The sequence below is a fragment of the Leptothrix sp. (in: b-proteobacteria) genome (genome assembly GCF_965250675.1).
In the GTDB taxonomy this organism is placed as follows: Bacteria; Pseudomonadota; Gammaproteobacteria; order Burkholderiales; family Burkholderiaceae_C; genus Sphaerotilus.
Window position 1 is genome coordinate 428,356 of record NZ_CBDFPH010000008.1, and the last position, 22,527, is coordinate 450,882.

The 22,527-nt window shown below is 67.2% G+C and carries 22 protein-coding genes; 16 read left to right on the plus strand and 6 right to left on the minus strand.

All coding sequences use genetic code 11. The features are described from left to right. Window positions 1–6: 6 nt before the first annotated feature. Window positions 7–6,171: a hybrid sensor histidine kinase/response regulator gene (locus tag AC5IG3_RS11255; protein WP_491906394.1), complete on the plus strand. Its 6,165-nt coding sequence runs from the start codon at window positions 7–9 to the stop codon at window positions 6,169–6,171. Further along, window positions 6,164–7,213, plus strand: a complete 1,050-nt coding sequence (locus tag AC5IG3_RS11260) for a GGDEF domain-containing protein (RefSeq protein WP_491906395.1) — start codon at window positions 6,164–6,166, stop codon at window positions 7,211–7,213. Before AC5IG3_RS11255 ends, AC5IG3_RS11260 begins: the two co-directional genes overlap by 8 nt. A gap of 18 nt (window positions 7,214–7,231) precedes the next feature. On the opposite strand, the gene AC5IG3_RS11265 is transcribed toward AC5IG3_RS11260, so the two are convergent. Continuing rightward, on the minus strand, window positions 7,232–8,728 hold the full coding sequence (locus AC5IG3_RS11265; RefSeq protein ID WP_491906396.1) for a cryptochrome/photolyase family protein: 1,497 nt from the start codon (window positions 8,726–8,728) through the stop codon (window positions 7,232–7,234). Window positions 8,729–8,765: 37 nt separating this feature from the next. Between AC5IG3_RS11265 and AC5IG3_RS11270 the strand changes: the two genes are divergently transcribed. The 10 genes from AC5IG3_RS11270 to AC5IG3_RS11315 all read left to right on the plus strand — a co-directional run bounded on the left by AC5IG3_RS11270 (window position 8,766) and on the right by AC5IG3_RS11315 (window position 16,360). Next, entirely contained in the window at window positions 8,766–9,347 is a 582-nt protein-coding gene (locus AC5IG3_RS11270; protein ID WP_491906397.1) for a YqgE/AlgH family protein, read from the plus strand. Then, window positions 9,344–9,808: a Holliday junction resolvase RuvX gene (gene ruvX, locus AC5IG3_RS11275; RefSeq protein WP_491906398.1), complete on the plus strand. Its 465-nt coding sequence runs from the start codon at window positions 9,344–9,346 to the stop codon at window positions 9,806–9,808. The genes AC5IG3_RS11270 and ruvX overlap by 4 nt, the downstream gene beginning before the upstream one ends. Then, window positions 9,805–10,317, plus strand: coding sequence for a bifunctional pyr operon transcriptional regulator/uracil phosphoribosyltransferase PyrR (pyrR, locus tag AC5IG3_RS11280; protein WP_491906399.1), 513 nt, complete (start codon window positions 9,805–9,807; stop codon window positions 10,315–10,317). The genes ruvX and pyrR overlap by 4 nt, the downstream gene beginning before the upstream one ends. After that, the gene (locus tag AC5IG3_RS11285; RefSeq protein ID WP_491906400.1) at window positions 10,317–11,279 is read left to right on the plus strand and encodes an aspartate carbamoyltransferase catalytic subunit; all 963 of its coding nucleotides are present in this window, start codon (window positions 10,317–10,319) and stop codon (window positions 11,277–11,279) included. Before pyrR ends, AC5IG3_RS11285 begins: the two co-directional genes overlap by 1 nt. Beyond that, window positions 11,276–12,583, plus strand: a complete 1,308-nt coding sequence (locus tag AC5IG3_RS11290; protein WP_491906401.1) for a dihydroorotase — start codon at window positions 11,276–11,278, stop codon at window positions 12,581–12,583. The genes AC5IG3_RS11285 and AC5IG3_RS11290 overlap by 4 nt, the downstream gene beginning before the upstream one ends. An 8-nt stretch (window positions 12,584–12,591) precedes the next feature. Further along, window positions 12,592–13,338 (plus strand): lysophospholipid acyltransferase family protein, encoded by a 747-nt coding sequence (locus AC5IG3_RS11295; protein ID WP_491906779.1) that lies wholly within the window; start codon window positions 12,592–12,594, stop codon window positions 13,336–13,338. 68 nt (window positions 13,339–13,406) lie between these two features. Further along, the gene (locus tag AC5IG3_RS11300) at window positions 13,407–14,687 is read left to right on the plus strand and encodes a class I SAM-dependent methyltransferase (protein WP_491906402.1); all 1,281 of its coding nucleotides are present in this window, start codon (window positions 13,407–13,409) and stop codon (window positions 14,685–14,687) included. Beyond that, the gene (locus AC5IG3_RS11305; protein ID WP_491906403.1) at window positions 14,648–14,971 is read left to right on the plus strand and encodes a DUF1840 domain-containing protein; all 324 of its coding nucleotides are present in this window, start codon (window positions 14,648–14,650) and stop codon (window positions 14,969–14,971) included. Before AC5IG3_RS11300 ends, AC5IG3_RS11305 begins: the two co-directional genes overlap by 40 nt. 44 nt (window positions 14,972–15,015) lie before the next feature. Beyond that, window positions 15,016–15,642, plus strand: a complete 627-nt coding sequence (locus AC5IG3_RS11310; protein ID WP_491906404.1) for a YbhB/YbcL family Raf kinase inhibitor-like protein — start codon at window positions 15,016–15,018, stop codon at window positions 15,640–15,642. Between the two features lie 22 nt (window positions 15,643–15,664). After that, complete coding sequence (locus AC5IG3_RS11315; RefSeq protein WP_491906405.1) at window positions 15,665–16,360, plus strand: histidine phosphatase family protein; 696 nt, start codon at window positions 15,665–15,667, stop codon at window positions 16,358–16,360. 125 nt (window positions 16,361–16,485) lie between these two features. Here the strand turns inward: AC5IG3_RS11315 and AC5IG3_RS11320 are convergent, their stop codons facing one another. After that, the gene (locus AC5IG3_RS11320; protein WP_491906406.1) at window positions 16,486–16,689 is read right to left on the minus strand and encodes a helix-turn-helix transcriptional regulator; all 204 of its coding nucleotides are present in this window, start codon (window positions 16,687–16,689) and stop codon (window positions 16,486–16,488) included. A 180-nt stretch (window positions 16,690–16,869) separates the two neighbouring features. On the opposite strand from AC5IG3_RS11320, the gene AC5IG3_RS11325 reads away from it, so the two are divergent. From AC5IG3_RS11325 to AC5IG3_RS11335, 3 genes are read left to right on the plus strand one after another with little or no spacing between them, the layout of a single operon-like run. Beyond that, complete coding sequence (locus AC5IG3_RS11325) at window positions 16,870–17,736, plus strand: hypothetical protein (RefSeq protein ID WP_491906407.1); 867 nt, start codon at window positions 16,870–16,872, stop codon at window positions 17,734–17,736. A gap of 49 nt (window positions 17,737–17,785) precedes the next feature. After that, window positions 17,786–18,415, plus strand: coding sequence for a hypothetical protein (locus AC5IG3_RS11330; RefSeq protein ID WP_491906408.1), 630 nt, complete (start codon window positions 17,786–17,788; stop codon window positions 18,413–18,415). A 39-nt stretch (window positions 18,416–18,454) separates the two neighbouring features. Continuing rightward, window positions 18,455–18,634: a type II toxin-antitoxin system VapB family antitoxin gene (locus AC5IG3_RS11335; RefSeq protein WP_491906409.1), complete on the plus strand. Its 180-nt coding sequence runs from the start codon at window positions 18,455–18,457 to the stop codon at window positions 18,632–18,634. 128 nt (window positions 18,635–18,762) lie between these two features. On the opposite strand, the gene AC5IG3_RS11340 is transcribed toward AC5IG3_RS11335, so the two are convergent. Together AC5IG3_RS11340 and AC5IG3_RS11345 are read right to left on the minus strand one after the other, a co-directional pair. Next, window positions 18,763–19,017 carry a Txe/YoeB family addiction module toxin gene (locus tag AC5IG3_RS11340; RefSeq protein WP_491906410.1) on the minus strand — a complete coding sequence of 85 codons (255 nt, stop codon included), beginning with the start codon at window positions 19,015–19,017 and terminating at the stop codon, window positions 18,763–18,765. Continuing rightward, window positions 19,014–19,265, minus strand: coding sequence for a type II toxin-antitoxin system Phd/YefM family antitoxin (locus AC5IG3_RS11345; RefSeq protein WP_491906411.1), 252 nt, complete (start codon window positions 19,263–19,265; stop codon window positions 19,014–19,016). Before AC5IG3_RS11345 ends, AC5IG3_RS11340 begins: the two co-directional genes overlap by 4 nt. Before the next feature lie 160 nt (window positions 19,266–19,425). Here AC5IG3_RS11345 and AC5IG3_RS11350 point away from each other — a divergent pair, with 160 nt between their 5' ends. After that, window positions 19,426–20,799 (plus strand): Fic family protein, encoded by a 1,374-nt coding sequence (locus AC5IG3_RS11350; protein ID WP_491906412.1) that lies wholly within the window; start codon window positions 19,426–19,428, stop codon window positions 20,797–20,799. A gap of 4 nt (window positions 20,800–20,803) precedes the next feature. Here AC5IG3_RS11350 and ruvB read toward each other — a convergent pair whose 3' ends face one another. Next, a complete protein-coding gene (gene ruvB, locus AC5IG3_RS11355; RefSeq protein ID WP_491906413.1) occupies window positions 20,804–21,874 on the minus strand; it encodes a Holliday junction branch migration DNA helicase RuvB in 1,071 nt (356 codons plus the stop codon). 51 nt (window positions 21,875–21,925) lie between these two features. Further along, window positions 21,926–22,498 (minus strand): Holliday junction branch migration protein RuvA, encoded by a 573-nt coding sequence (ruvA, locus tag AC5IG3_RS11360; protein ID WP_491906414.1) that lies wholly within the window; start codon window positions 22,496–22,498, stop codon window positions 21,926–21,928. Window positions 22,499–22,527: the final 29 nt, after the last annotated feature.

The following is a 22,527-nucleotide window of genomic DNA, read 5'->3' on the forward strand; positions in this document are numbered from 1 at the left end:
TGCGCCATGTCGATGCCACCGAACCGCGATTCCGCCCCGACCGACGACCTCTCCGCCCTGTCCTGGGTGCAGGACGAGTTGCGCAAGACGCTGGAGGCCGCGCACAAGGGCCTGCGGCGCTACCTGCGCGACGCGGCTGCCACGGCGCAGTCGGATCTGGACGACGTCGAGCCGACCATCCTGCGCCAGGCCCGCCAGCAGCTGCACGAAGGTGTGGGTGCGCTGCAGCTGGTCAACGTACCCGAAGGCGCGCTGCTGCTGGGCGCCAGCGAGGCGCTGGTGCAGCGCTACGTCGCCAAGCCGCAGAAACTCGAACTGGCCGGGGTCGAGGCGGTCGAGCATGCGTCTTTCGCGCTGCTCGACTACATCGGCCGCCGGCTGGCCGGCAAGCGCGCCCCGGCGGTGGGGCTGTTTCCGCAGCTGAAAACCTTGCTCGAACTCGGCGGCGCCGAGCGCATCCATCCGGCCGACCTGTGGCAGCTGGACTGGCAATGGCGCGATGTCAGCGGGCCGGCGGTCACGCCCCGGTCAGCCGATGCCGCGATGCAGGCCGAGTTCGAGCGCCGCCTGCTGGCGGTGGTCAAGCTCAACACGCCCGAGTCGGCCCAGGCGCTGGCGCGCGACTGCGCCATGCTGGGCGCGGGCGCCGCTGCGGCGGGTATCGGGCACGAAGCGACGCTCTGGCGCATTGCTGCTGCCTTCTTCGAAGCCTGGGGCCTGGGGCTGCTGCCGCAAGACCTCTACGTCAAGCGCAGCGCTTCGCGCGTGATGGCGCAACTGCGGGCCCGCGTGCGCGGTGACGCCGACATGTCCGAGCGCCTGGCGCAGGACCTGTTGTTCTACTGCGCCCAGGCCGGCGCCAAGGCGCAGGCCCAGTCGCTGCCCCCGGCGCCGTCTTCGCCCTGGCTCGGCGCGGTGTGCGCGGCCTATCGCCTGGGCGGCGAGCCGGTGGTGGACTACACCGAAGCACGCTTCGGCCGGCACGATCCGGCGCAGATCCAGCAGGCGCGCAAGCGCGTCAACGCCGCCAAGGAAGCCTGGAGCGGCGCTGCCAGCGCCGAGCCGCAGCGCCTGGCCAGCCTGGTCGAGACCTTCACGCTGCTGGGCGACTCGACGCGCCGGCTCTATCCGCGCGGCGGTGCGCTGGCCGAGGCGTTGTCGGCGGTGGCCGACCGGATTGCCCACAGCGGCATCGCCCCCGAGAGCCAGCTCGGCATGGAAGTCGCCACCAGCCTGCTCTATCTGGAGGCCGCCATTGAAGAGGGCGAGTTCGACCCGCCCGAGCAGGCCGACCGCACCCAGGCGCTGGCGCAGCGCATCGTGCGCGTCGAGAGCGGCCAGCCCGCGCAGCCGCTCGAACCCTGGATGGAGGAGCTGTACCGCCGCGTCAGCGACCGCCAGACGCTGGGCAGCGTGGTGCACGAGTTGCGCGTGACGCTCTCCGAGATCGAGCGCCAGATCGACCTGTTTTTCCGCAGTCCGTCCGAGGGCGGCCTGCTGGCGGGCGTGCCGAGCCAGCTGGGCTCGATGCGCGGCGTGCTGTCGGTGCTCGACGTCAAGCCGGCCGAGCAGGCCGTGCTGCACATGCGCGGCGACATCGACCACCTGCTGCATGGCGAGGCCGACCCGCACGCGCCGTCCACGCTGGCCGCGTTCCAGCGGCTGGCGGGCAACCTGGGCGCCCTCGGTTTCCTGATCGACATGCTCAGCGTGCAGCCGCAGATGGCGCGCACGCTGTTCCGCTTCGACGCCGCCAGCGGCAGCCTGGCGCCGGTGATGGGCCGCAGCCAGTTCGCGCCCGATCTGGTCGACCGCGCCCAGGCCATCGCCCAGGCGGTGCAGCGCGACGACATGTCGCTGCAGCAGGTCTCCGACGACCTGGACGCACTGTCGCGCGAGGCGCGCGCCGCCGACCAGACCGAACTGGCCGCCAGCCTCGACTCGGCCCACGCCGCGCTCGAACAGGCCGGCGAGGCCGGCGCCGGCCCGGGCACCGAAGACGCCGCACGCCAGCACGTGGCGCAGGTCATGAACGACTTCGTCGCCACCGCCACCCACCCGGTCGGGCTGGATGTGCTTGGCCCGCCGCTGACCTCGCGGCCTGCCGCGCCCAGCGCCGCGCCGGCCCCCAGCTACGCGCCCACGGGTCTGGAAGACGATGACGAGATGCGCGCGATCTTCCTGGAAGAGTCGCGCGAAGTGCTGGCGCTGGCCGGCGCCGCGCTGGTCGCGCTGGCCGAGGTGCCCACCGACCTGGCCCAGCTGACCACCGTGCGCCGGGCGTTCCACACGCTCAAGGGCAGCTCGCGCATGGTCGGCCTGATGAGCTACGGCGACGCCGCCTGGGCCTGCGAGCAGCTCTACAACCACTGGCTGGCCGATCAGTCGCCCGCCAACGCCGACCTGCGCACCTTCACCGGCGATGCGCTGGACTATTTCAGCGCCTGGGTCGACGCGATCGAGCGCCGCCAGCCTGGCGGCTTCGTGCCCGAGCCCCTCATCGCCGGCGCCGACGCGCTGCGCCTGGCCGGCGAGCTGATGCGCGTGCCGCAGCCCGACCAGGACGAGGTCGAGACACCGCGTCAGTCCGATCTGGCGCCGCTGTCGGACATGGTCGATCTTGAAGTGCCGCTGGAAGCCCTGGAGACTCCCGCCGCGCCGCTGTTCGAAACCCTGCAGGCGACGCAGCCCCTCATGCTGGCACCTGCGCCGTCCTGGGAGCCGACTGCCCCGGTGCAGCTGGGCCAGCCCCCTCAGCCTGAAGAAGCCGCCGCGCCGCAGATCGAGAGCATCGACCTGCTGCTCGACATGGACAGCAGCGAGGAGACGCCTGCGCTGCCGGCGCCGACCGAGCCGGTCCTGCCTGTCGAGGCAGCGCTCAAGGAGGCCTCGGTCTTCGACCCGTTCGAGTCGATCGACCCCTATGCCACCGGCATGGTCGAGCAGATCGAGATGAACCTGCCGGCGCTGCACGAGCCACCGGATCTTGAACTGGCCGAGGCGGCGGCCGAAGATCAGGTCAAGGTCATCGGCCCGTTGCGCCTGCAGATTCCGCTGTTCAACATCTACCTCAACGAGGCCGACGAGCTGTCGCGCCGCCTCAACACCGAGCTGGCGCTCTGGTCGCTGGAGCTGGAGCGTCCGTTGGGCGAGACGGCGGTGGCGCTGGCGCATTCGCTGGCCGGCAGTTCCGGCGCGGTCGGGTTCACGGCGCTGTCGGGCCTGGCGCGCACGCTGGAGCACACGCTGGAGCAGTCGCACGCGCTGGGCCACGGCCAGCCTGCCGATGCCGCGCTGTTCACCGAAGCGGCTGACGAGATCCGCCGCCTGCTGCACCAGTTTGCCGCCGGCTTCCTGCAAGAGCCGCCGCCCGATCTGGCCGAGCGCCTGCTGGCCTGGCAGCGCACGACGCAGCCGCTGCTGGCCGAGGTCGAGCCCGAGGTGCCTGACTGGGCCGTGTCTTCCGTGTCGGCCACGCTGCCGGCAGCCATCAGCGCACCGCCCGCCGAGCCGCTGGACGTGGCGCCGATGCCGGTCGCCGAGGCCATGGAAATGGAGGCGCTCGCTCCGGAACCGCCCGCGTTCGAGCCAGCTGCCGAACCGGTCGAGCCCGCCCCTGTGCCGGTACCGGCGCCTGAGCCCCAGGACCACATCGACGCCGAGCTGTTCCCGATCTTCGAGGAAGAGGCCGAGGAACTGCTGCCACTGCTATCGTCCCAGGTCGAGGCGTGGCGCGCTGCGCCGTATGACGTCGGGGCCTCCGCTGCCTGCATGCGCAGCCTGCACACCTTCAAGGGCAGCGCCCGACTGGCCGGCGCCATGCGGCTGGGCGAGCTGGCGCACCAATGCGAATCGGTGATGGCCGACCTGCTGGCCGATGGCGACATCACGCCGGCCGGGCTGGATGCCGTGCAGCAATGCGTCGACGGACTGGCCACGCTGTTTGATGACCTGCGCCGCCAGAACGCGGCGCCGTCGCCCAGCCAGTTGGGCCTGATGTCGTCGCCGCTGAGCCAGATGGCGGTCTGGGCCACCCGGCCGGCATCGCTGGACCTGGACGACATGGAGCCGGCTCCGGTGTCTGCGCCCGCGCCGCTGCTGTCGACGCCGCTGGACTGGGGCGCGTACGAGTCCGAGCCGGCGATCGAGTTCACCGAAAGCGCCGAGCCGCCGCAGGCGGAGCCGTCCGCAGAGCCTTCGTTCCCGCTGGTGCCGGTGGCCGAGTCTCCTACGCCGGTGCCGGGCGAATTGCCACCGATCGACTGGTCGCGCTTTGTCGGCGAACACCCGAGCGAGCCTGCGCCGCAGCCGGACCGCGCCGCCATCAGCCTGCAGCCGGTGCGCGTGCGCGCTGCGCTGCTGGACCGGCTGGTCAATCTGGCCGGCGAAGTGAGCGTGGCCCGCGCCCGGCTGGACGCCGAGGTGGGCAATATCCGCGGCTCGCTGCTCGACCTCAATGACAACCTGGACCGCCTCAACCGCCAGTTGCACGACCTGACCCTGCAGGCTGACAGCCAGCTCGAATCGCGCCGCCAGGCCGCGCGCGCCGCTGCGCAGGAGTTCGATCCGCTGGAGCTTGACCGCTACACGCGGCTGCAGGAACTGACGCGCATGATGGCCGAGTCGGTCAACGACGTCGCCACCGTGCGCGCCACGCTGCAGCGCACGCTGCAGAGCGCCGAGGATGAACTGGCCGTGCAGGGCCGCCTGACGCGCGAACTGCAGGGCGACCTGCTGCGCACCCGCATGATCGAGTTCGAGAGCCTGTCCGAACGCCTGCACCGCGTGGTGCGCCAGGCGGCCAAGGAGACCGGCAAGCAGGTGCGCTTCGACATCGTCGGCGGCTCGATCGAGGTCGATCGCGGCGTGCTGGACCGCATGACGGCGGCCTTCGAGCACGTGCTGCGCAACTGCGTCACGCACGGCATCGAGACGCCGGAGCAGCGCCTGCTGGTCGACAAGGACCCGACCGGCAGCATCGTGGTCTCGCTGGAGCAGGAGGGCAACGAGGTCAGCGTCGAGATCCGCGACGACGGCGCCGGCCTCGACCTGCCGCGCATCCGCGCCAAGGCAATCGACATGGGCCTGATCAAGCCCGACGCCAAGGTGAGCGACAAGCAGCTCGCGCAATACATCTTTGCCCCCGGCCTGTCCACGGTGGCGGTGGTGACCGAGCTGGCCGGACGCGGCGTCGGCATGGATGTGGTGCGCAACGACGTGCTCGCCATGGGCGGCCGCGTCGAGACGCGCACTGCGCCGGGCCGCAACACCCGCATCAAGCTGGTGCTGCCGCTGACCACGGTGGTGACGCAGGTGGTGGTGCTGCGCGCGGGCGGACGATCGATTGCCGTGCCGTCCAACCTGGTCGAGCTGGTGCAGCGCGCCACGCCGGACGCGCTGGACGCTGCCTATCAGGACGGCACGTATGACTACGGCGGCCTGCAGCTGCCGTTCTACTGGCTGGGCGCGCTGCTGGCGTCGAGCGGGCGCGGGCTGGAAGCCGGCCGCACGCTGCCGGTGGTGATCGTGCGCTCGGCGCAGCAGCGCGTGGCGCTGCACGTCGACGAGGTCCAGGGCAGCCACGAGGTGGTGGTCAAGAACCTCGGGCCGCAGCTCTCGCGCCTGCCGGGCCTGGCGGGCATGACGCTGATGGCCGCCGGCGGCGTCGCGCTGATCTACAACCCGATCGTGCTGGCCACCGTCTACGGCGAATCGGCGCGGGCGCTGATGCTGCGTGCTGCCCAGACCGATGTCGGCCAGCTGGAGCCTCGGCACGAACCGGTGCGCCCCGCGCCGCTGGTGCTGGTGGTCGACGATTCGCTGACGGTGCGCCGCGTCACCAAGCGCCTGCTGGAGCGCGAGGGCTACCGCGTCGCGCTGGCCAAGGACGGGCTGGAGGCGCTGGAAGCCCTGGCCGCCGAGCGCCCGGGCGCCGTGCTGTCGGACATCGAGATGCCGCGCATGGACGGCTTCGACCTGCTGCGCAACATCCGCAGCGACCACGCGCTGGCCGGTCTGCCGGTGATCATGATCACCTCGCGCATCGCGCAGAAGCACCGCGATCTGGCGCTGCAGCTGGGCGCGAACGACTACCTCGGCAAGCCCTATGACGAGCAGCAGCTGCTCGCGCTGCTGGGCCAGGCCATGGCATCGAGCGCCGCCCATGACTGAGGTGACGCCCGTTCTGGACCACGTCGCGACGATGACGCACTCGCGCGACCGCGAGCTGGTCGACGCCACGCTGCTGAGCGCCTTCATCGACCTGCTGTCCTCGGTGCAGCAGGTGGTGCTGTGGCGCGTCCAGGGCGAGCCGGGCGGCCACCAGGAATGGCTACGCAGCGGGCATCAGCTGCGCGGCGACCTGGTGCCGGAGCTGGCCAACGGCACGCCCACCGAGCCGCTGCCGCTGCAGGCCATGCCGCTGCACGCGGCGTGTTTCGAGCAGGTGAGCCTGCAGCAACGCCCCGAGCCGGCCGGCCAGCTGGTGCTGCTGCCGATGGCGAGCGGGCGCGAGATCGAAGGCGTGCTCGAGCTGCGTACCGACGCGCCCTTGAGTGCCGGCGAGGTGCGGCTGGCCGAGGGCGTGCTCAAGATCCACCGCAACTTCCTGAGCCTGCTCGACTACAGCGAGCGCGACACGCTCACCGGCTTGCTCAACCGCAAGAGCTTCGACGACACCTTCCTCAAGGCCACGGTGATGGAGGCGGCACGCCTGTTTGGCCCCGATCTGGCGACCGAGGAAGAGCGCCGCCAGTCGGGCCAGCGCCGCCACTGGCTCGGCGTGGCCGACATTGACCACTTCAAGCTCGTCAACGACCGCCACGGCCACCTGATGGGCGACGAGGTGCTGGTGATGATGGCGCGCCTGATGCGCAGCACCTTCCGCTACGGCGACCGGCTCTACCGCTTCGGCGGCGAGGAGTTCGTGGTGCTGCTGACGGCGCCCGACGATGACACCGCCCGCATCGCGCTGGACCGACTGCGGCAGAACATCGAGGCGTTCGAATTCCCCGGCGTCGGCCGCGTCACGGCCAGCATCGGCTTCAGCGACGTGCGCCCGGGCGACACGCCGCAGGCGGCGTTCGACCGCGCCGACCGCGCCGTCTATCACGCCAAGGAAAACGGCCGCAACCAGGTCGTGTCGTTTGCCGACCTGGTGGCCGACGGCTCGCAGGCCGAAGACCCGGGCGTGGGCGAGGTCGAGCTGTTCTGAGTTGTTGCTTTTCTTGTTCTACTTCGCGGTCTTGACCACCGCATAGCGCGCCAGCGTCTGGTCGCGCGCCTCGGCGTGGTCGACCACCGGGCGCGGGTAGTCGCGCTCCAGCACCAGGCCGGCCTCGACCAGCTCCAGCGGCTTGGCCAGCCAGGGCGCGTGAATGGCCTTGTCGCTCAGGCCCGCCAGTTGCGGCAGGTAGCGGCGGATGAAGCGGCCGGCGCTGTCGAACTTCTCGCTCTGGCTGACCGGGTTGAAGATGCGGAAGTAGGGCTGCGCGTCGCAGCCGGTCGACGCCGCCCACTGCCAGCCGCCGTTGTTGGCGGCCAGGTCGAAGTCGTTCAGGTGCAGCGCGAAGTAGGCCTCGCCGCGCTTCCAGTCGATGCCCAGATCCTTGACCAGGAAACTCGCCACCACCATGCGCAGGCGGTTGTGCATGTAGCCGGTCTGGTTGAGCTGGTGCATGGCCGCGTCCACCAGCGGGTAGCCGGTGCGGCCCTCGCACCAGGCGGTGAACAGCGCGTCGGCGTGCTTGCCGTGCTCCCAGCGGATGGCGTCGTACTCGGGCTTGAAGGCGTGGCCGACCACGCGCGGGTGGTGGTGCAGCACCTGGTGATAGAAGTCGCGCCAGATCAGCTCGCTCAGCCAGACCTCGGCGCCCCGCGAGCCACCCACCATGCGCTCATGCGCCCGCCGCGCGAGTTGGCGGATCGATACCGTGCCGAAGCGCAGGTGCGTGCTCAGGTAGCTCGGGCCCTTGACGGCGGGAAAGTCGCGCGTGTCGCCGTAATGGTCCATGCGGTCCAGAAAATCCGCCAGCAGCCGGGCGCCGCCGCTGGCGCCGGGGTGCAGGCGCTCGGCCATGTCGGTGGGCAGGAAGTCGAGGTCGCTCAGCCGTGGCAGGCCGCGGTCGACCGCCGCCGGCACCGGCGCCAGTGCGCCCTGGTAGCGCGCCACCGGGTAGGCCTTCAGGTAGAACGGGTCGATCTTCTTGAGCCAGTTGTTCTTGTAGGGCGTGAACACGCCGTAGGGCGAGCCGGTGGCGGTCAGCACCTCGTCGGTCTCGAAGATGACCTGGTCCTTGTGGCTGTGCAGCGCCACGCCGGCGTGCGCCAGGGCGCCGCGCACCTGCGCGTCACGGGCGACGGCGGCGGGCTCGTAGTCGCGGTTGATGTGCACCGCCTGCACGTCCAGCGCCTGCGCCAGCTGCGGGATCTCCTGCCGCGGGTCGCCGTGGCGCACGATCAGGCCGCTGCCGAGGGCGCGCAACGCGGTGTCCAGCTCGGCCAGGCTGTGCCAGATGAACTCCACCCGGCGATCGGCGCGCGGCAGCGCATCAAGAATCGTGGTGTCGAAGATGAACACGCACCACACCCGCCGGGCGCTGCGCAGCGCGTGATAGAGCGCGGCGTGGTCGTCCAGCCGCAGGTCGCGGCGCAGCCAGACCAGGGCGGCGTCAACGGGTTCTTCGTGGGGCAGATGGCGGCGCTGCGTAGCGTGGGCAGGGGCTTGCATAGGGGCGCAAGTGTGCGTCATCGCTACAATTCCAGCCATGTCTGAGGCCGTTTCCATCAACCTGACGAACCAATTTCTCATCGCGATGCCGGGTATGGCGGACGATCAGTTCTCGGGTTCGGTGATCTATCTGTGCGAGCACACCGAGCGCGGCGCGCTCGGGCTGGTGATCAACCGCCCGATCGACATCACGCTCAAGAACCTGTTCGAGCGGGTCGAACTCAGCCTCGACCGCGACGACCTGTCCGACACGCCGGTCTACTTCGGCGGCCCGGTGCAGACCGAGCGCGGCTTCGTGCTGCATGAGCGCGTGGGCGACGACGTCAGCGGCTACAACTCCACACTGTCGATTCCCGGCGGGCTGGAGATGACCACCAGCCGCGACGTGCTCGAAGCGCTCTCGCACGGCGCCGGCCCCAAGCGCGTGTTCATCACGCTGGGCTATTCGGGCTGGGGCGCCGGTCAGCTCGAAGACGAACTCTCGCGCAACGGCTGGCTCAACGTCGAGGCCGATCCGGGCGTGATCTTCGACACGCCCGTGGAGCAGCGCTACAACCGCGCGCTGTCGCTGCTGGGCATCGACGCCATGATGCTGTCGTCCGACGCCGGCCACGCATGAGCGGTGCGGCTCGCGGCGCGCGTCCTTCGGGCCGGCCGGCGCAATCATTCCTCGCCTTCGACTACGGCCTCAAGCGTACCGGCGTGGCCAGCGGCAACCTAGTGTTCGGCCTGGCCACGCCGCTGACCACCGTGGCGGCCGAGGGCGAGGCGCGCTTTCCGCTCATCGCCAAACTGATTGCCGAATGGCAGCCGGACGCGCTGGTGGTAGGCATCCCGTGCCACCCCGATGGCGCGCCGCACGAGAACACCCGCCGCGCCCAGAAGTTCGCCCGCCAGTTGCAGGCCCGCTTCGGCCTGCCGGTGTTTGAGGTCGACGAGCGCTACAGCACCACCGAGGCGCTGTCGGCCGGGGCGAAAGATGCTGACGCCGCCGCCGCTGCGTTGCTGCTGGACCAATATTTCCGCGAATCTGCGGAGGCTGCCCGCGAGGCGGCCCAAGCCCCCAAGGAGAACCCATGAGTCTGCAACTGGATGCCGAGTCGCTCTACACCGACCTGCTGGCCGGCGTGCGCCAACTGCTGGCCGCTGAAGGCATGAAGGACGCCGTGCTGGTGGGCGTGTGGTCGGGCGGCGCCTGGCTGGCCGAGCGCCTGCAGCGCGACCTGGGTCTGGCGACGCCGCACGGTGTGATCTCCAGCACCCTGCACCGCGACGACTTCAGCCAGCGCGGCCTGGGCTCGACCACCGATGCCACGCAGCTGCCGTTCTCGGTCGACGGCCGGCCGATCCTGCTGATCGACGATGTGCTGTTCACCGGCCGCACCATCCGCGCGGTCATCAACGAGCTGTTCGACTTCGGCCGCCCGGCCAGCGTGACGCTGGCGGTGCTGGTCGATCGCGGCGGGCGCCAGTTGCCCATTCAGCCCGCCTACGCCGCCGCGCGCCTGGTGCTGCCGGCGGGGCAGTCGCTGGCGCTGGCGCGTGGCGAGGGCGGCCGTTTCCACTTTTCGGTGCAGGAGAAAGTCTGATGCTCTCGCGTCGCAACCCCCAACTCAACCGCCACGGCGAACTGATCCACCTGCTGTCGACCGAAGGCCTGCCGCGCGCCGTGCTGACGCAGATCCTGGACACCGCCAGCACCTTCCTCGCCGTCAATGAACGCGAGGTCAAGAAGGTGCCGCTGCTGCGGGGCAAGAGCGTGTTCAACCTGTTCTTCGAGAACAGCACGCGCACCCGCACCACCTTCGAGATCGCCGCCAAGCGGCTGTCGGCGGACGTCATCAACCTCGACATCGCCAAGAGCAGTGCGGCCAAGGGCGAGAGCCTGCTCGACACCATTGCCAACCTGTCGGCCATGCACGCCGACATGTTCGTGGTGCGCCACAGCGAGTCGGGCGCGCCCTACCTGATCGCCCAGCATTGCGCGCCGCACGTGCACGTGGTCAACGCCGGCGACGGCCGCCACGCGCACCCGACGCAGGGGCTGCTCGACATGTACACCATCCGCCACTACAAGAAGGACTTCACCCAGCTGCGGGTGGCGATCGTGGGCGACATCGTGCACAGCCGCGTGGCGCGCTCGGACATCCACGCGCTGACCACGCTCGGCGTGCCGGACATCCGCGCCGTCGGCCCCAAGACGCTGGTGCCGGGCGATCTGGCGCAGATGGGCGTGCGCGTCTGCCACGACATGAACGAAGGCATCCGCGATGCCGACGTCATCATCATGCTGCGCTTGCAGAACGAGCGCATGAGCGGCGCGATGCTGCCCAGCTCGGGCGAGTACTTCAAGAGCTACGGCCTGACGCCGGCCAAGCTGGCGCTGGCCGCGCCGGACTGCATCGTGATGCACCCGGGGCCGATCAACCGGGGCGTGGAGATCGAGTCCACCGTGGCCGACGGCTCGCACAGCGTCATCCTGCCGCAGGTGACCTTCGGCATCGCGGTGCGCATGGCGGTGATGTCCATCATCGCGGGGAATGAAGCATGAAGATCCTCATCAAGAACGGCCGCGTGATCGACCCGGCCAGCGGTCGTGACGAGCTGGCCGACGTGGCGATTGCCGCCGGCCGCATCCTGCAGATCGGCCGCGTGTCGCCCGACTTCCAGCCCAACCGCGTGATCGACGCGCGCGGCTGCGTGGTCGCCCCCGGGCTGGTCGACCTGGCCGCGCGCCTGCGCGAACCCGGCCAGGAACAGAAGGGCATGCTCGAGAGCGAGCTCAACGCCGCCGCCGCCGGTGGCGTCACCAGCCTGGTCTGCCCGCCCGACACCGACCCGACGCTCGACGAGCCCGGCCTGGTCGAGATGCTCAAGTTCCGCGCCCGCAAGCTGAGCTTGTGCCGGCTGTTCCCGCTCGGCGCGCTCACGCGTGGCCTCAAGGGCGAGACGCTGACCGAGATGGTCGAGCTGACCGAGGCCGGCTGCGTCGGCTTCTCGCAGGCCGAAGTCGCCATCAAGGACACCCTGGTACTGCAGCGCGCGCTGCAGTACGCCGCCACCTACGGCTACACCGTCTGGCTGCGGCCGCAGGACTACTGGCTCGGCAAGGGCGTGGCCGCCAGCGGTGGCGTCGCCACCCGCATGGGCTTGAGCGGCGTGCCGGTGATGGCCGAAACCATTGCGCTGCACACGTTGTTCGAGCTGATGCGCTCCACCGGCGCGCGCGTCCACCTCTGCCGCCTGAGCAGCGCGGCCGGCGTCGAACTGGTGCGCCAGGCCAAGGCCGAAGGCCTGCCGGTCACGGCGGACGTCAGCATCAACTCGCTGCACCTGACCGAGGTCGACATCGGTTACTTCAACCCCGCCATGCGCCTGATGCCGCCGCTGCGCCAGGGCCGCGACCGCACCGCGCTGCGCGAGGCGCTGGCCGACGGCACGCTGGACGCGCTGGTGTCCGACCACACGCCGGTCGAGGGCGACGCCAAGCAGGTGCCGTTTGCCGAGGCCGAGCCCGGCGCCACCGGGCTGGAACTGCTGCTGAGCCTGGCGCTCAAGTGGGGCGCCGACCACGGCCTGAGCCTGCCCGTCACGCTGGCGCGCGTCACCTGCGACCCGGTGCGGGTGCTGGGCGATGCGCTCGGCTCGCTGGCGTCGAGCGCTGGCCGGCTGGTCGAAGGCGGCGTGGCCGACGTCTGCGTCTTCGACGCCGACGACACCTGGCCCGTCACGCCCGACGTGCTGCTCAGCCAGGGCAAGTACACGCCGTTCGCCTTTGCCGACACCGGCATGGCGCTGCCCGGCCGGGTGCGCGCCACGCTGGTGGCGGGCACGGTCGCGCACGAAGTGGCGTGACTGAGCCGATGCGCAGCCTGACCGGCGCATGGCTCGGCGCGTGGCGACTGCTGCGCGTGCTGATTCACGTGCTGCACGGCACCTGGGTGGCCGCGCGCGAATTCGGCGGCGCCACCGAGGCCACCCGCGCCGCGCACATCCAGTGGTGGTCGGCCAAGCTGCTGCGCGTGCTGGGCGTGCGGCTGACGGTGGGCGGGCGCTTCCAGCCCGTGCCGCAGTTGCTGGTGGCCAACCATGTGTCGTGGCTGGACATCATTGCGGTGCATGCGGTCTGCCCGCAGGCGCGCTTTGTCTCCAAGGCCGACGTCAAGGCCTGGCCGCTGCTGGGCTGGCTGATCGGCTCGGCCGGCACGCTCTTCATCGAGCGTGAAAACAAGCGCGACGCGCTGCGCGTGGTCCACCAGATGGCCGCCGCGCTGCAGGCCGGCGACACCGTGGCGGTCTTCCCCGAAGGCACCACCGGCGACGGCTACGAGTTGCTGCCCTTTCACGCCAACCTGCTGCAGGCGGCCATTGCCTCGGGTGTGCCGGTGCAGCCGCTGGCGTTGCGCTTCTCCGAGCCCGGCCACGCGGTCAGCCCGCGCGCGGCCTTCGTGGGCGACACCAGCCTGCTGCAGAGTCTGTGGTGGATCGCCTCGGCGCGCGGCCTGCAGGTGCGCGTCGACGTGCTGGCGCTGCACCCGACCGAAGGCCAGGACCGCCGCGCCCTGGGCCAGGCCTTGCGCACTGTCATTGCCGCCAGCCTGACCGCTTGACGTAACTCACTGCAGCCCGGTGCGACCGCGCCCTATGCTGGACCGCAGGTCGGTCAAGCGAGGTGTGCATGAGTCTGTCCGAGCGTCTGAGCCGGGTTGGCGACGATCTGGCCATCATCTGGCCGGGTGGGCGGATGGGTCCCGTCGATGCTGAAGTGACGCTGCGCCTGCCGCACCGCAGCCTGCTGCTGGCACTGGCGCAGGGCGATATCGGCGTGCTGGGCGAGGCCTATGTGCGCGGCGAGGTTCTCATTGACGGCCGGCTGCGCACCCTCATGCGCGCGGCAGCCGCACTGGTCGACAACCCCACCGCCGCCGTTCCGGGCAGTGCCTGGGCGGCTTGGTGGCAACGCCACCGCTCGCGCACGCTGCACCAGCTGGGGCGCGATGCGCAGCACATCCAGTTCCACTACGACGTGTCGGACGACTTCTACGCGCTGTGGCTCGACCCGCGCCGGGTCTACTCGTGCGCCTACTGGCCCACCGGTGTGGACGATCTGGCGGCGGCGCAGGAGGCCAAGCTCGACCTGATCTGCCGCAAGCTGCGCCTGCAGCCCGGCCAGCACTTTCTGGACGTGGGCGCCGGCTGGGGCGGGCTGCTGTTCTGGGCTGCGCAGCATTACGGCGTGCGGGCCACCGGCATCACGCTGTCGCGCAACCAGCACGCACACGTCACGCAGCAGATTGCTGCGCTGGGGCTGGCCGGCCAGGTGCACATCGAGTTGGTCGATTACCGCGAGCTGAGCGCGCCCCGCCGCAGCGACAGCCCCTACGGCTTCGACCGCATCGCCTCGGTGGGCATGTTCGAGCACGTCGGCCGCGCCCAGCTCAGCGCCTATTTCGGCCACCTGCACGACCTGCTGGCGCCGGGCGGGCTGCTGCTCAACCACGGCATCACGGCCGGCGGCCTGCACAACCGCCAGCTGGGTGCCGGGCTGGGCGACTTCGTCGAGCGCCACATCTTCCCTGGCGGCGAACTGGTGCACGTCGCCCACGTCGCCACCGACCTGGCCGCCAGCGGGCTGGAACTGCTCGACCTGGAAAACCTGCGCCCGCACTACGCGCGCACGCTCTGGGCCTGGTCCGACGCGCTCGAAGCGCACCTGGACGCCGCTGCTGCGCTGGTGCGCTCCGACACCCTGCGCGCCTACCGGCTCTACCTGGCCGGCAGCGCGATGGGTTTCGAGCAGGGCTGGATGTCGCTCAACCAGCTGCTGGCCGCCCGGCCGGATGGTCATATCGACGCCACCGCCACCCGGCGCCTGCGCGGCGCACAATCCGACCATCCGTTCGAACGCTCCGTGCCCCCATGCTCTACAAGTTCAAGTCCAAAGCCGCCGGCGACGTGATCATGACCGGCCCGATCGGCGACCGCCTGATGGCGCTGCTCGACCGCGAACCTGCGCCGCAAGGCATCTTCCAGCCCGACGACATGCCCGGCACCATCGCCGCGCTGGAGGCGGCCATCGCCGCCGAAGAAGCCACCTACCGCGCGCTGCAGGCCGACGCCGAGCGCGAAGGCCGCCCGCTGCCGCGCCGCGAAGCCATCAGCCTGCGCCAGCGCGCCTGGCCGCTGATCGAGATGCTCAAGCGCGCCCACGCCGCCGACCAGAACATCGTCTGGGGCGTCTGACGGCCCTTTCCTCTGCCCCTTTTTTCCGACAAGAAAGCACCTGAATGAAACTCTGGAGCCACAGCTTCGCCGACGGCCAGCCCATTCCCGCCCGCTACGCCGCCGGCCAGCCCGATGCGCAAAGCATCGTCACCTTCTCCGACAACCTCAGCCCGCACCTGGCCTGGAGCGACCTGCCCGCCGGCACGCAAAGCCTGGTGCTGGTCTGCTGCGACCCCGACGTGCCCAGCTGCGGCGACGACGTCAACCAGACCGACCGCGAAGTGCCCGCCGACCTGCCGCGCGTCGACTTCTTCCACTGGGTGCTGGTCGACGTGCCCGCCACGCTGGCCGGCTTCGCCGAAGGCGAGTTCAGCACCGGCTTCACCACCCGCGGCAAGCCCGGCCCGGCCACATTGCACGGCGCCCGCCACGGCCTGAACGATTACACCGGCTGGTTTGCCGGCAACGCCGACATGGCCGGTCAATACCACGGCTACGACGGCCCGTTCCCGCCCTTCAACGACAGCCTCGTGCACCACTACGTCTTCACGCTCTATGCGCTCGACGTGGCGCACTGTGCCGTGCAAGGCAGCTTCACCGGCGCGGAAGTGCGCGCGGCCATCGACGGCCACGTGCTCGGCCAGGCCAGCCTCACCGGCACCTACAGCCTGAACGCCCGCCTACGTTGACGTCCTGTCCGAGATCGCCCTGATGCCCTACAGCCAGACCACCCGCGTCATCGCCATCCGCCATGGTGAAACCGCCTGGAACCGTGACACCCGCATCCAGGGCTTTCTGGACATCGACCTCAACGACGCCGGCCGCGCCCAGGCTGCCCGGCTGGCGGCGGCGCTGGCGCACGAAGAGTTGCACGCCGTCTACAGCTCCGACCTGTCCCGCGCCCGCGAAACCGCCGCTGCACTGGCCCACCAGCGCGGCCTGGCGCTGCAGCAGGACGCCCGCCTGCGCGAGCGCAACTTCGGCTGCTTCGAGGGTCGCAGCTTCACCGAGTTGGAGGCGCTCTACCCCGAAGACACCCGCCGCTGGCGCCAGCGCGACCCCGATTTCGGCCCCGCAGGCGGCGAACGCCTCAGCGAGTTCTACGCCCGCTGCGTGGCCGCGCTGTCCCGCATCGCCGCCGCCCACGCCGGCCAGACCATCGCCATCGTCAGCCACGGCGGCGTGCTCGACTGCCTCTACCGCGCCGCCACCCGCCTCGACCTGCAAGCCCCCCGCACCTGGTCGGTGGCCAACACCAGCGTCAACCGCCTGCTGTATTCGCCCGAAGGCTTCACGCTGGTCGGCTGGGGTGATGTGCAGCACCTGGACGGCGACCCGCTCGACAGCGGCATCGTGCCGGCGCAGCGGGTGCTGGATGAGGGTGGGGATGGGGGCAGGGCGGGCTGAGGCAGATCGCGGCTGAAGCCGCTCCTACAAAAGCCCGATGCTGCGGACCTCGTGTGTGCTTTGTTCGGACTTTGTGGGAGCGCCTTCAGGCGCGAGTCTTCAATGTCGCAACGTGCTGCTTTACGTCACAAGCCAGCGCGTTTGAGCAGGTCCGACACAGACAGCCCCAGCGCCACTGCGACCTTGGTCAGATTGACCAGCGTCAGATTGTGCTCGCCGCGCTCAATGCCGCCCAGGTAAAACCGGTCGATTTCTATTTCTGCTTCCAAGGCGAGCGCTTCTTGGGACTGACCGAATTCCAACCGCAAGCCACGAATGGCGTCACCCACCGCCCGCAGGGAGGGGTGTTGTTCGTGGTGGGGTGACTTGCGTGGCACATGGCGGATAGTCCGTATGTACGGGATCAAGAACCACGGGATATGATACCCATCAGGCAGTTGACAGAGATCAACTGACCGCGAGACGCGTCAGCGGTCTGGCGCGTTAATTTAATCTAAGGGAGTTCTATCTTGCGTAAATCTTTGGCGCTAAACATTTTATTCGTGGCTGCGGGTCTTAATGCTTGCGGTGGGGGCGAAGAATTAGTCGTAGATGATTTCTTGTATTACGAGGAGTCTGCGGCTCCTATATCAAATTGGACGCCAACTACCGCGGCCAAGACAGTAGATAATGTTGCGGCTAACGTTTATCTTTTCCCGCTGTCACTGCATCAGAGAACAATATCAAAATCGTATGTTTCTAAGGTTGGCACGACAGCAACAAGCAAATATAAAATTACAGGAGTAATGACGACGCCGACAGTTGCTGCAGGATCATACTCTGCCAATCAAACCACCAAAAAATATTTTGACTCCTCTGTTGCATTTGAAAATTTTTCTGTCACGCCTGTGGTTAATGAAAACAAAAGGTATGCAATAACACTTAATGGTCAAGCCGTCGAAGAGTTGAATTCAAATTCGACTAGCTATTTTGACACGACGTACGGATTCTATGTTGGTAGCAGTTCCGCAGGCTCCTACGTCGTACTCGACACTGCATTTTCAAATGCATTGCCGGTCCTGGCTGCGCCCGGTGATTATGGGGATTTCGTTGTATATAGGGTTTACTTGGATTCAACAAAAACAGTTCAAATCGGGGCTCGAGTTAGATCGTATAAAATTTTAAATGTGCTTGCGGTAGCATCAGATCAGTACAGGGCACGTGTTGAATGGACTACGCGAGATTACTCTTCACAGAAGATACTCCTCAGGCAAGCGGCAGTCGTTCAGGACTTGACTTACAGTGTCACGAAAGGTGCTGCAGTAACGACAGTTTCTGATGTAAGCGCTGATGTCAGCGGCACAATTACCTCGCACTTGACTTGGACAAAAATTTAATAATTTAATTAATCAAAAGTAAAATCCTCATAAAATAGGTAAAAATTTCATGGTCCTCAAAAAATTTATCCTTCTGTTCGCTAGCATTATTTTAATCGGCTGCGCTACGCCAGCTCCCTCAAAAGAAGATCGTGATGATGTTGAATCATTGGTTTCTATGTCTGAGGGTGGTGGTTTATGTGACTTGAATACTGCTCTCGATAAATTTGATGATGAACTTCTTATTCGTTTTGTCGGACACAAAATTTTAACAGGCGGCACACCGAAGGCGACTTCTGCGAAGCAGGCTGATTTTTATAGGCTTGCCCTAGAATCAAAAAAATTTCCGACTGATAAAGATAAAGAGGTTTTAATTGATGCCTACTCTGTTGGAGTTTCGGAAAAGTGTCGAAATGCAATGTTTTCTTTTAATAGCCCTATTTTGAGAGATGCGTTGGCTTCTGGATACCAAAAGAATTTACAGCTCATATCTGATATAAAAGCGGGTAGATTAACTTATGAGCAAATTTCTGTTAGAGCATCAGACCAAAATCTTCAGGGTTTTGAGCGTACTCTTTTTGCTGTTTTGCAACAGGATGCCGCTCTTCGGGCGCGTCTTGACAAGGCGTTGGAGAATTCCATCGGGGTGCGAGTTTTTGACCTATTGACAAAATATGATATCAACCCAAATTCTCGGTGATTTAGGTTGAAGAAATTTTTCTGAAACGGTGGTCTTGTCATGAATTGCAAGCCGGTTGAAGCTGCGGGTCCAGGTTTTGACAAGGCCGATCTGATCCGTGAGGCGGTCAAGGTGTTTGTGCGGGTGCAGGCGGGCAAGAGATTGGCTGCGCTGGGTGGAGTTGCTCCTGAAATGCAGGATATTCCACGCCGGCAGCCCGCTGCGGCGGTGGGTCAATAATGATATTTTTCTAAGCGCCGTGCGCCACTGGTAATTTGCGCGTTGAGCCTGACGGGCGTCACTTCCACCCATCGCGGCTAAAGCCGCTCCTACACAAGAAAATAAAAAGGAGCGGCTTTTTGCTTTTCTCAATAGCAATACCCTACCTGCGCCACCCACAGCGCATCCCCTTCCACCCGATAAACCATCCGATGCTCGTCTGTGATCCGGCGTGACCAGAAGCCGGACAGGGCGTGTTTCAGGGGCTCGGGTTTGCCGACGCCCGAGAAGGGTTCGCGCTGAACCTCGCGGATGAGTTTGTTGATGCGCTCGACCATGCGGCGGTCTTGCTTCTGCCAATAGAGGTAGTCGTCCCAGGCTGCGTCGGCAAAGATCAGTTTCACGGCACCAAGTCCCGCTCCGTGCCTTGGCCGGCGGCCAATTGGGCGGTGGCCGAGAGCAGGCGGCGTGCGTTGGCGGGGCTGCGCAGCAGGTAGGCGGTTTCCTCCAGCGCCTGGAAGTCTTCCAGCGACAGCATCACGACCGACTGTTCGCCGTTGCGCGTGATGATGAGCGGCTCATGGTCGTTGCAGACCCGATCCATGGTGCGGGCGAGGTTGGCGCGTGCGCCGGAGTAAGTGATGGCGTCCATAGCGGCTCCTAATTTGTACGGGTTATTGTACAAATGCAGGGTGCTTGTCAGATGCCGTGTGCAGCCAATGCAGTGGTGCTGAGTGGCGCAATTGGCTGAATCGCGCCACTTTTTCCTAAAATCGCGCCAAAATCGCGCCACTTTTTCTGGGAATCGCGCCATGACCACCGCCGCCGATCTGCTCATCACCCTTCAGCGTTTCTCGGATGGCCTGACGTTGGCCGAGGTGTTGGCGCACCACGCAGATGTGCCGCGCCGTACTGCGCAGCGCTGGATGCGTCAGGCGCTCAGCGAGGGGCGGGCTTTGGCTCAGGGCGAGGGACGGGCGCGCCGCTACTTCCTGGGCGAGCGAGCCGCGGTGCCGGCAGGGTTGCGTGTCGATGCCACGGATGAGGGAGTTTGGACGGGCGCGATTGCGCTCTCAGCCGATAGTCGAGACATCCTGGCTTATGTGGCGCAAGCGCCGCAGGCGCGCAGGCCGGTGGGCTACCAGCCGGAGTTTCTGGACAGCTATCAGCCCAATGTCACGGCCTACCTCAGTGAGCCACTGCGCCGCCAGTTGCACAACATGGGACGCACGGCGCAGGTGAAGGAAGCGGCCGGCACCTACAGCCGGGCGATATTGGGGCGCTTGCTGATCGATCTGTCGTGGGCCTCCAGTCATTTGGAAGGCAACACGTATTCGCGACTGGACACACTGGAACTGATCGAGCATGGCCGTGCCGCGCGGGGCAAGGGCGTGATCGAGACGCAGATGATCCTGAACCACAAGTCGGCGATCGAGTTGCTGGTGGAAAACATCGACAGCGTCGGATTGAACCGCTTCACGCTGTTGAACCTGCACAGCGCCTTGTCAGAAAACCTGTTGCCCAATCCCGCCGATGAGGGCCGACTGCGCCAGCATGCGGTGGACATTGGTCTGAGCGTTTATCGGCCCCTGTCTGTGCCGGCGCAGATCGAGGCGGCTTTCACGGCCTTGCTCGACAAGGTCAATCGCATTGACGATCCGTTCGAGCAGGCGTTTTTCATGATGGTGCACCTGCCGTATCTGCAGCCGTTTGCCGACATGAACAAGCGCACCTCGCGGCTGGCGGCGAACTTGCCGCTGTTTCGGGCCAACCTGTGCCCGCTGACGTTTCTGGATGTGCCCGAGCCGGCTTACAGCCGTGCCATTCTGGGCGTGTATGAACTGACGCGGGTCGAATTGCTGCGCGACCTGTTCGTCTGGGCTTATGAACGATCGACGCAGGAATATCTGGCGCTCAAGCAGGACGTGGCGGAGCCTGATCCGCTGCGGTTGGCATGGCGCGATTTGATCAAGGCTACCGTGCGCGCAGTGGTCAGCCAGCCCGACACGGATGCGCTGACGCAGATTGAGGCGGCCGTGGCGGCCGCCGTGCCGATGAACGAGCAGGCAAGCGTCAAGGCCTTGGTTATTGAGGAGTTGCGGCGCCTGCACGAAGGTGTGTTGGCGCGTTATGGCCTGCGCCCGGCTGTATTCGCTGCGTGGAAAGCTGCGGCTCGCGCTGCCTGACGGATCACACCCCGAACAAATCCGCCGCCCCGGCCTTGCTCGGCGGCGTCACGCCCAGGTGCCGGTATGCGGCCAGCGTGGCGATGCGACCGCGTGGGGTGCGTTGCAGGAAGCCTTGCTGGATGAGGTAGGGCTCGATGACGTCTTCGATGGTGCCGGACTCTTCGCCGATGGCGGCGGCGACGTTGTCGAGTCCGACCGGGCCGCCGTCGAAGCGGTGGACCACGGCTTCGAGCAGTTTGCGGTCCATGACGTCGAAGCCGCGCGGGTCGACGTCGAGCATGGCCAGCGCCAGGTCGGCCAGGGTCTTGACGATGCGGCCGTCGCCCTTGACGTCGGCGTAGTCGCGCACGCGACGCAGCAGGCGGTTGGCGATGCGCGGGGTGCCGCGCGAGCGGCGCGCCACTTCCATGGCGCCTTCCGGGTCGATCGGGGCGTTGAGCAGGCTGGCTGAGCGGGTGACGATGCGGCAGAGTTCTTCGGGCGTGTAGAACTCCAGCCGGGCGACGATGCCGAAGCGGTCGCGCAGCGGGTTGGTCAGCATGCCGGCGCGCGTGGTGGCGCCCACCAGCGTGAAGGGCTGCAGGTCGAGCTTGATGCTGCGGGCGGCCGGGCCCTCGCCGATCATGATGTCGATCTGGTAGTCCTCCAGCGCGGGGTAGAGGATTTCCTCGACCACGGGGCTGAGGCGGTGGATTTCGTCGATGAAGAGGACGTCGTTCTTCTCGAGGTTGGTCAGGATGGCGGCCAGGTCCTTGGGTTTCTCCAGCACCGGGCCGCTGGTCTGGCGCAGGTTGACGCCCAGCTCGGCCGCGATGATGTGGCTGAGCGTGGTCTTGCCCAGGCCGGGCGGGCCGAAGAGCAGCACGTGGTCGAGTGCCTCGCCGCGCATCCTGGCCGCGCCGATGAAGATCTCCAGCTGCTCGCGCGCCTTGGCCTGGCCGACGTATTCATCGAGCAGCTTGGGGCGCAGCGCGCGCTCAAGGGCTTCCTCGCGCGGCGAGGTCGGCGCGGTGCTGACCATGCGCAGCGGGGAGGGCGGCGCGGCGGCGAAGGAGTCGGTCTGGATGGCCATGGGCGCTCCTCAGTGAAGTGTCATCAGGGGATTTCGCAGGCGTCGGCCGCGTCAGGCCAGGCCCTTGAGCGCGAGCTTGATGCCGTCGCTCACGCTCACGTCGGCCGGCAGCGACTTGATGGCGGCGGCGGCGTCACGGTCGTTGTAGCCGAGCGCGATCAGCGCCTGGACGATGTCGGCCTGGGCGTCGCTCTGCGGCGTGGCGCCGGGCAGGCCCAGGTCGGCGCCGAGCTTGCCCTTGAGCTCAAGCAGCAGGCGCTCGGCGGTTTTCTTGCCGATGCCGGGCACCTTGACGAGCCGGCCGACCTGCTGGGTGGTGACGGCCTGCGCCAGCTCGGCCACGCTCAGGCCCGACAGCAGCGACAGCGCCATGCGCGCGCCGATGCCGCTGATCTTGAGCAGCTGGCGGAAGGTGCCGCGCTCTTCGGCGGTCAGGAAGCCGAACAGCAGCTGCGCGTCCTCGCGCACGACGAAGTGCGTCAGCAGCACGACGCGCTCGCCCAGCGGCGGCAGGTTGTAGAAGGTGCTCATCGGCACGTCGACGTTGTAGCCGACGCCTTGTACATCGATGAGGAGATGCGGCGGAGACTTCTCCGCCAGGGTGCCCGTGAGTCGTCCGATCATGGCAGTCAGTGTAGTCAGCACGCCAGCCC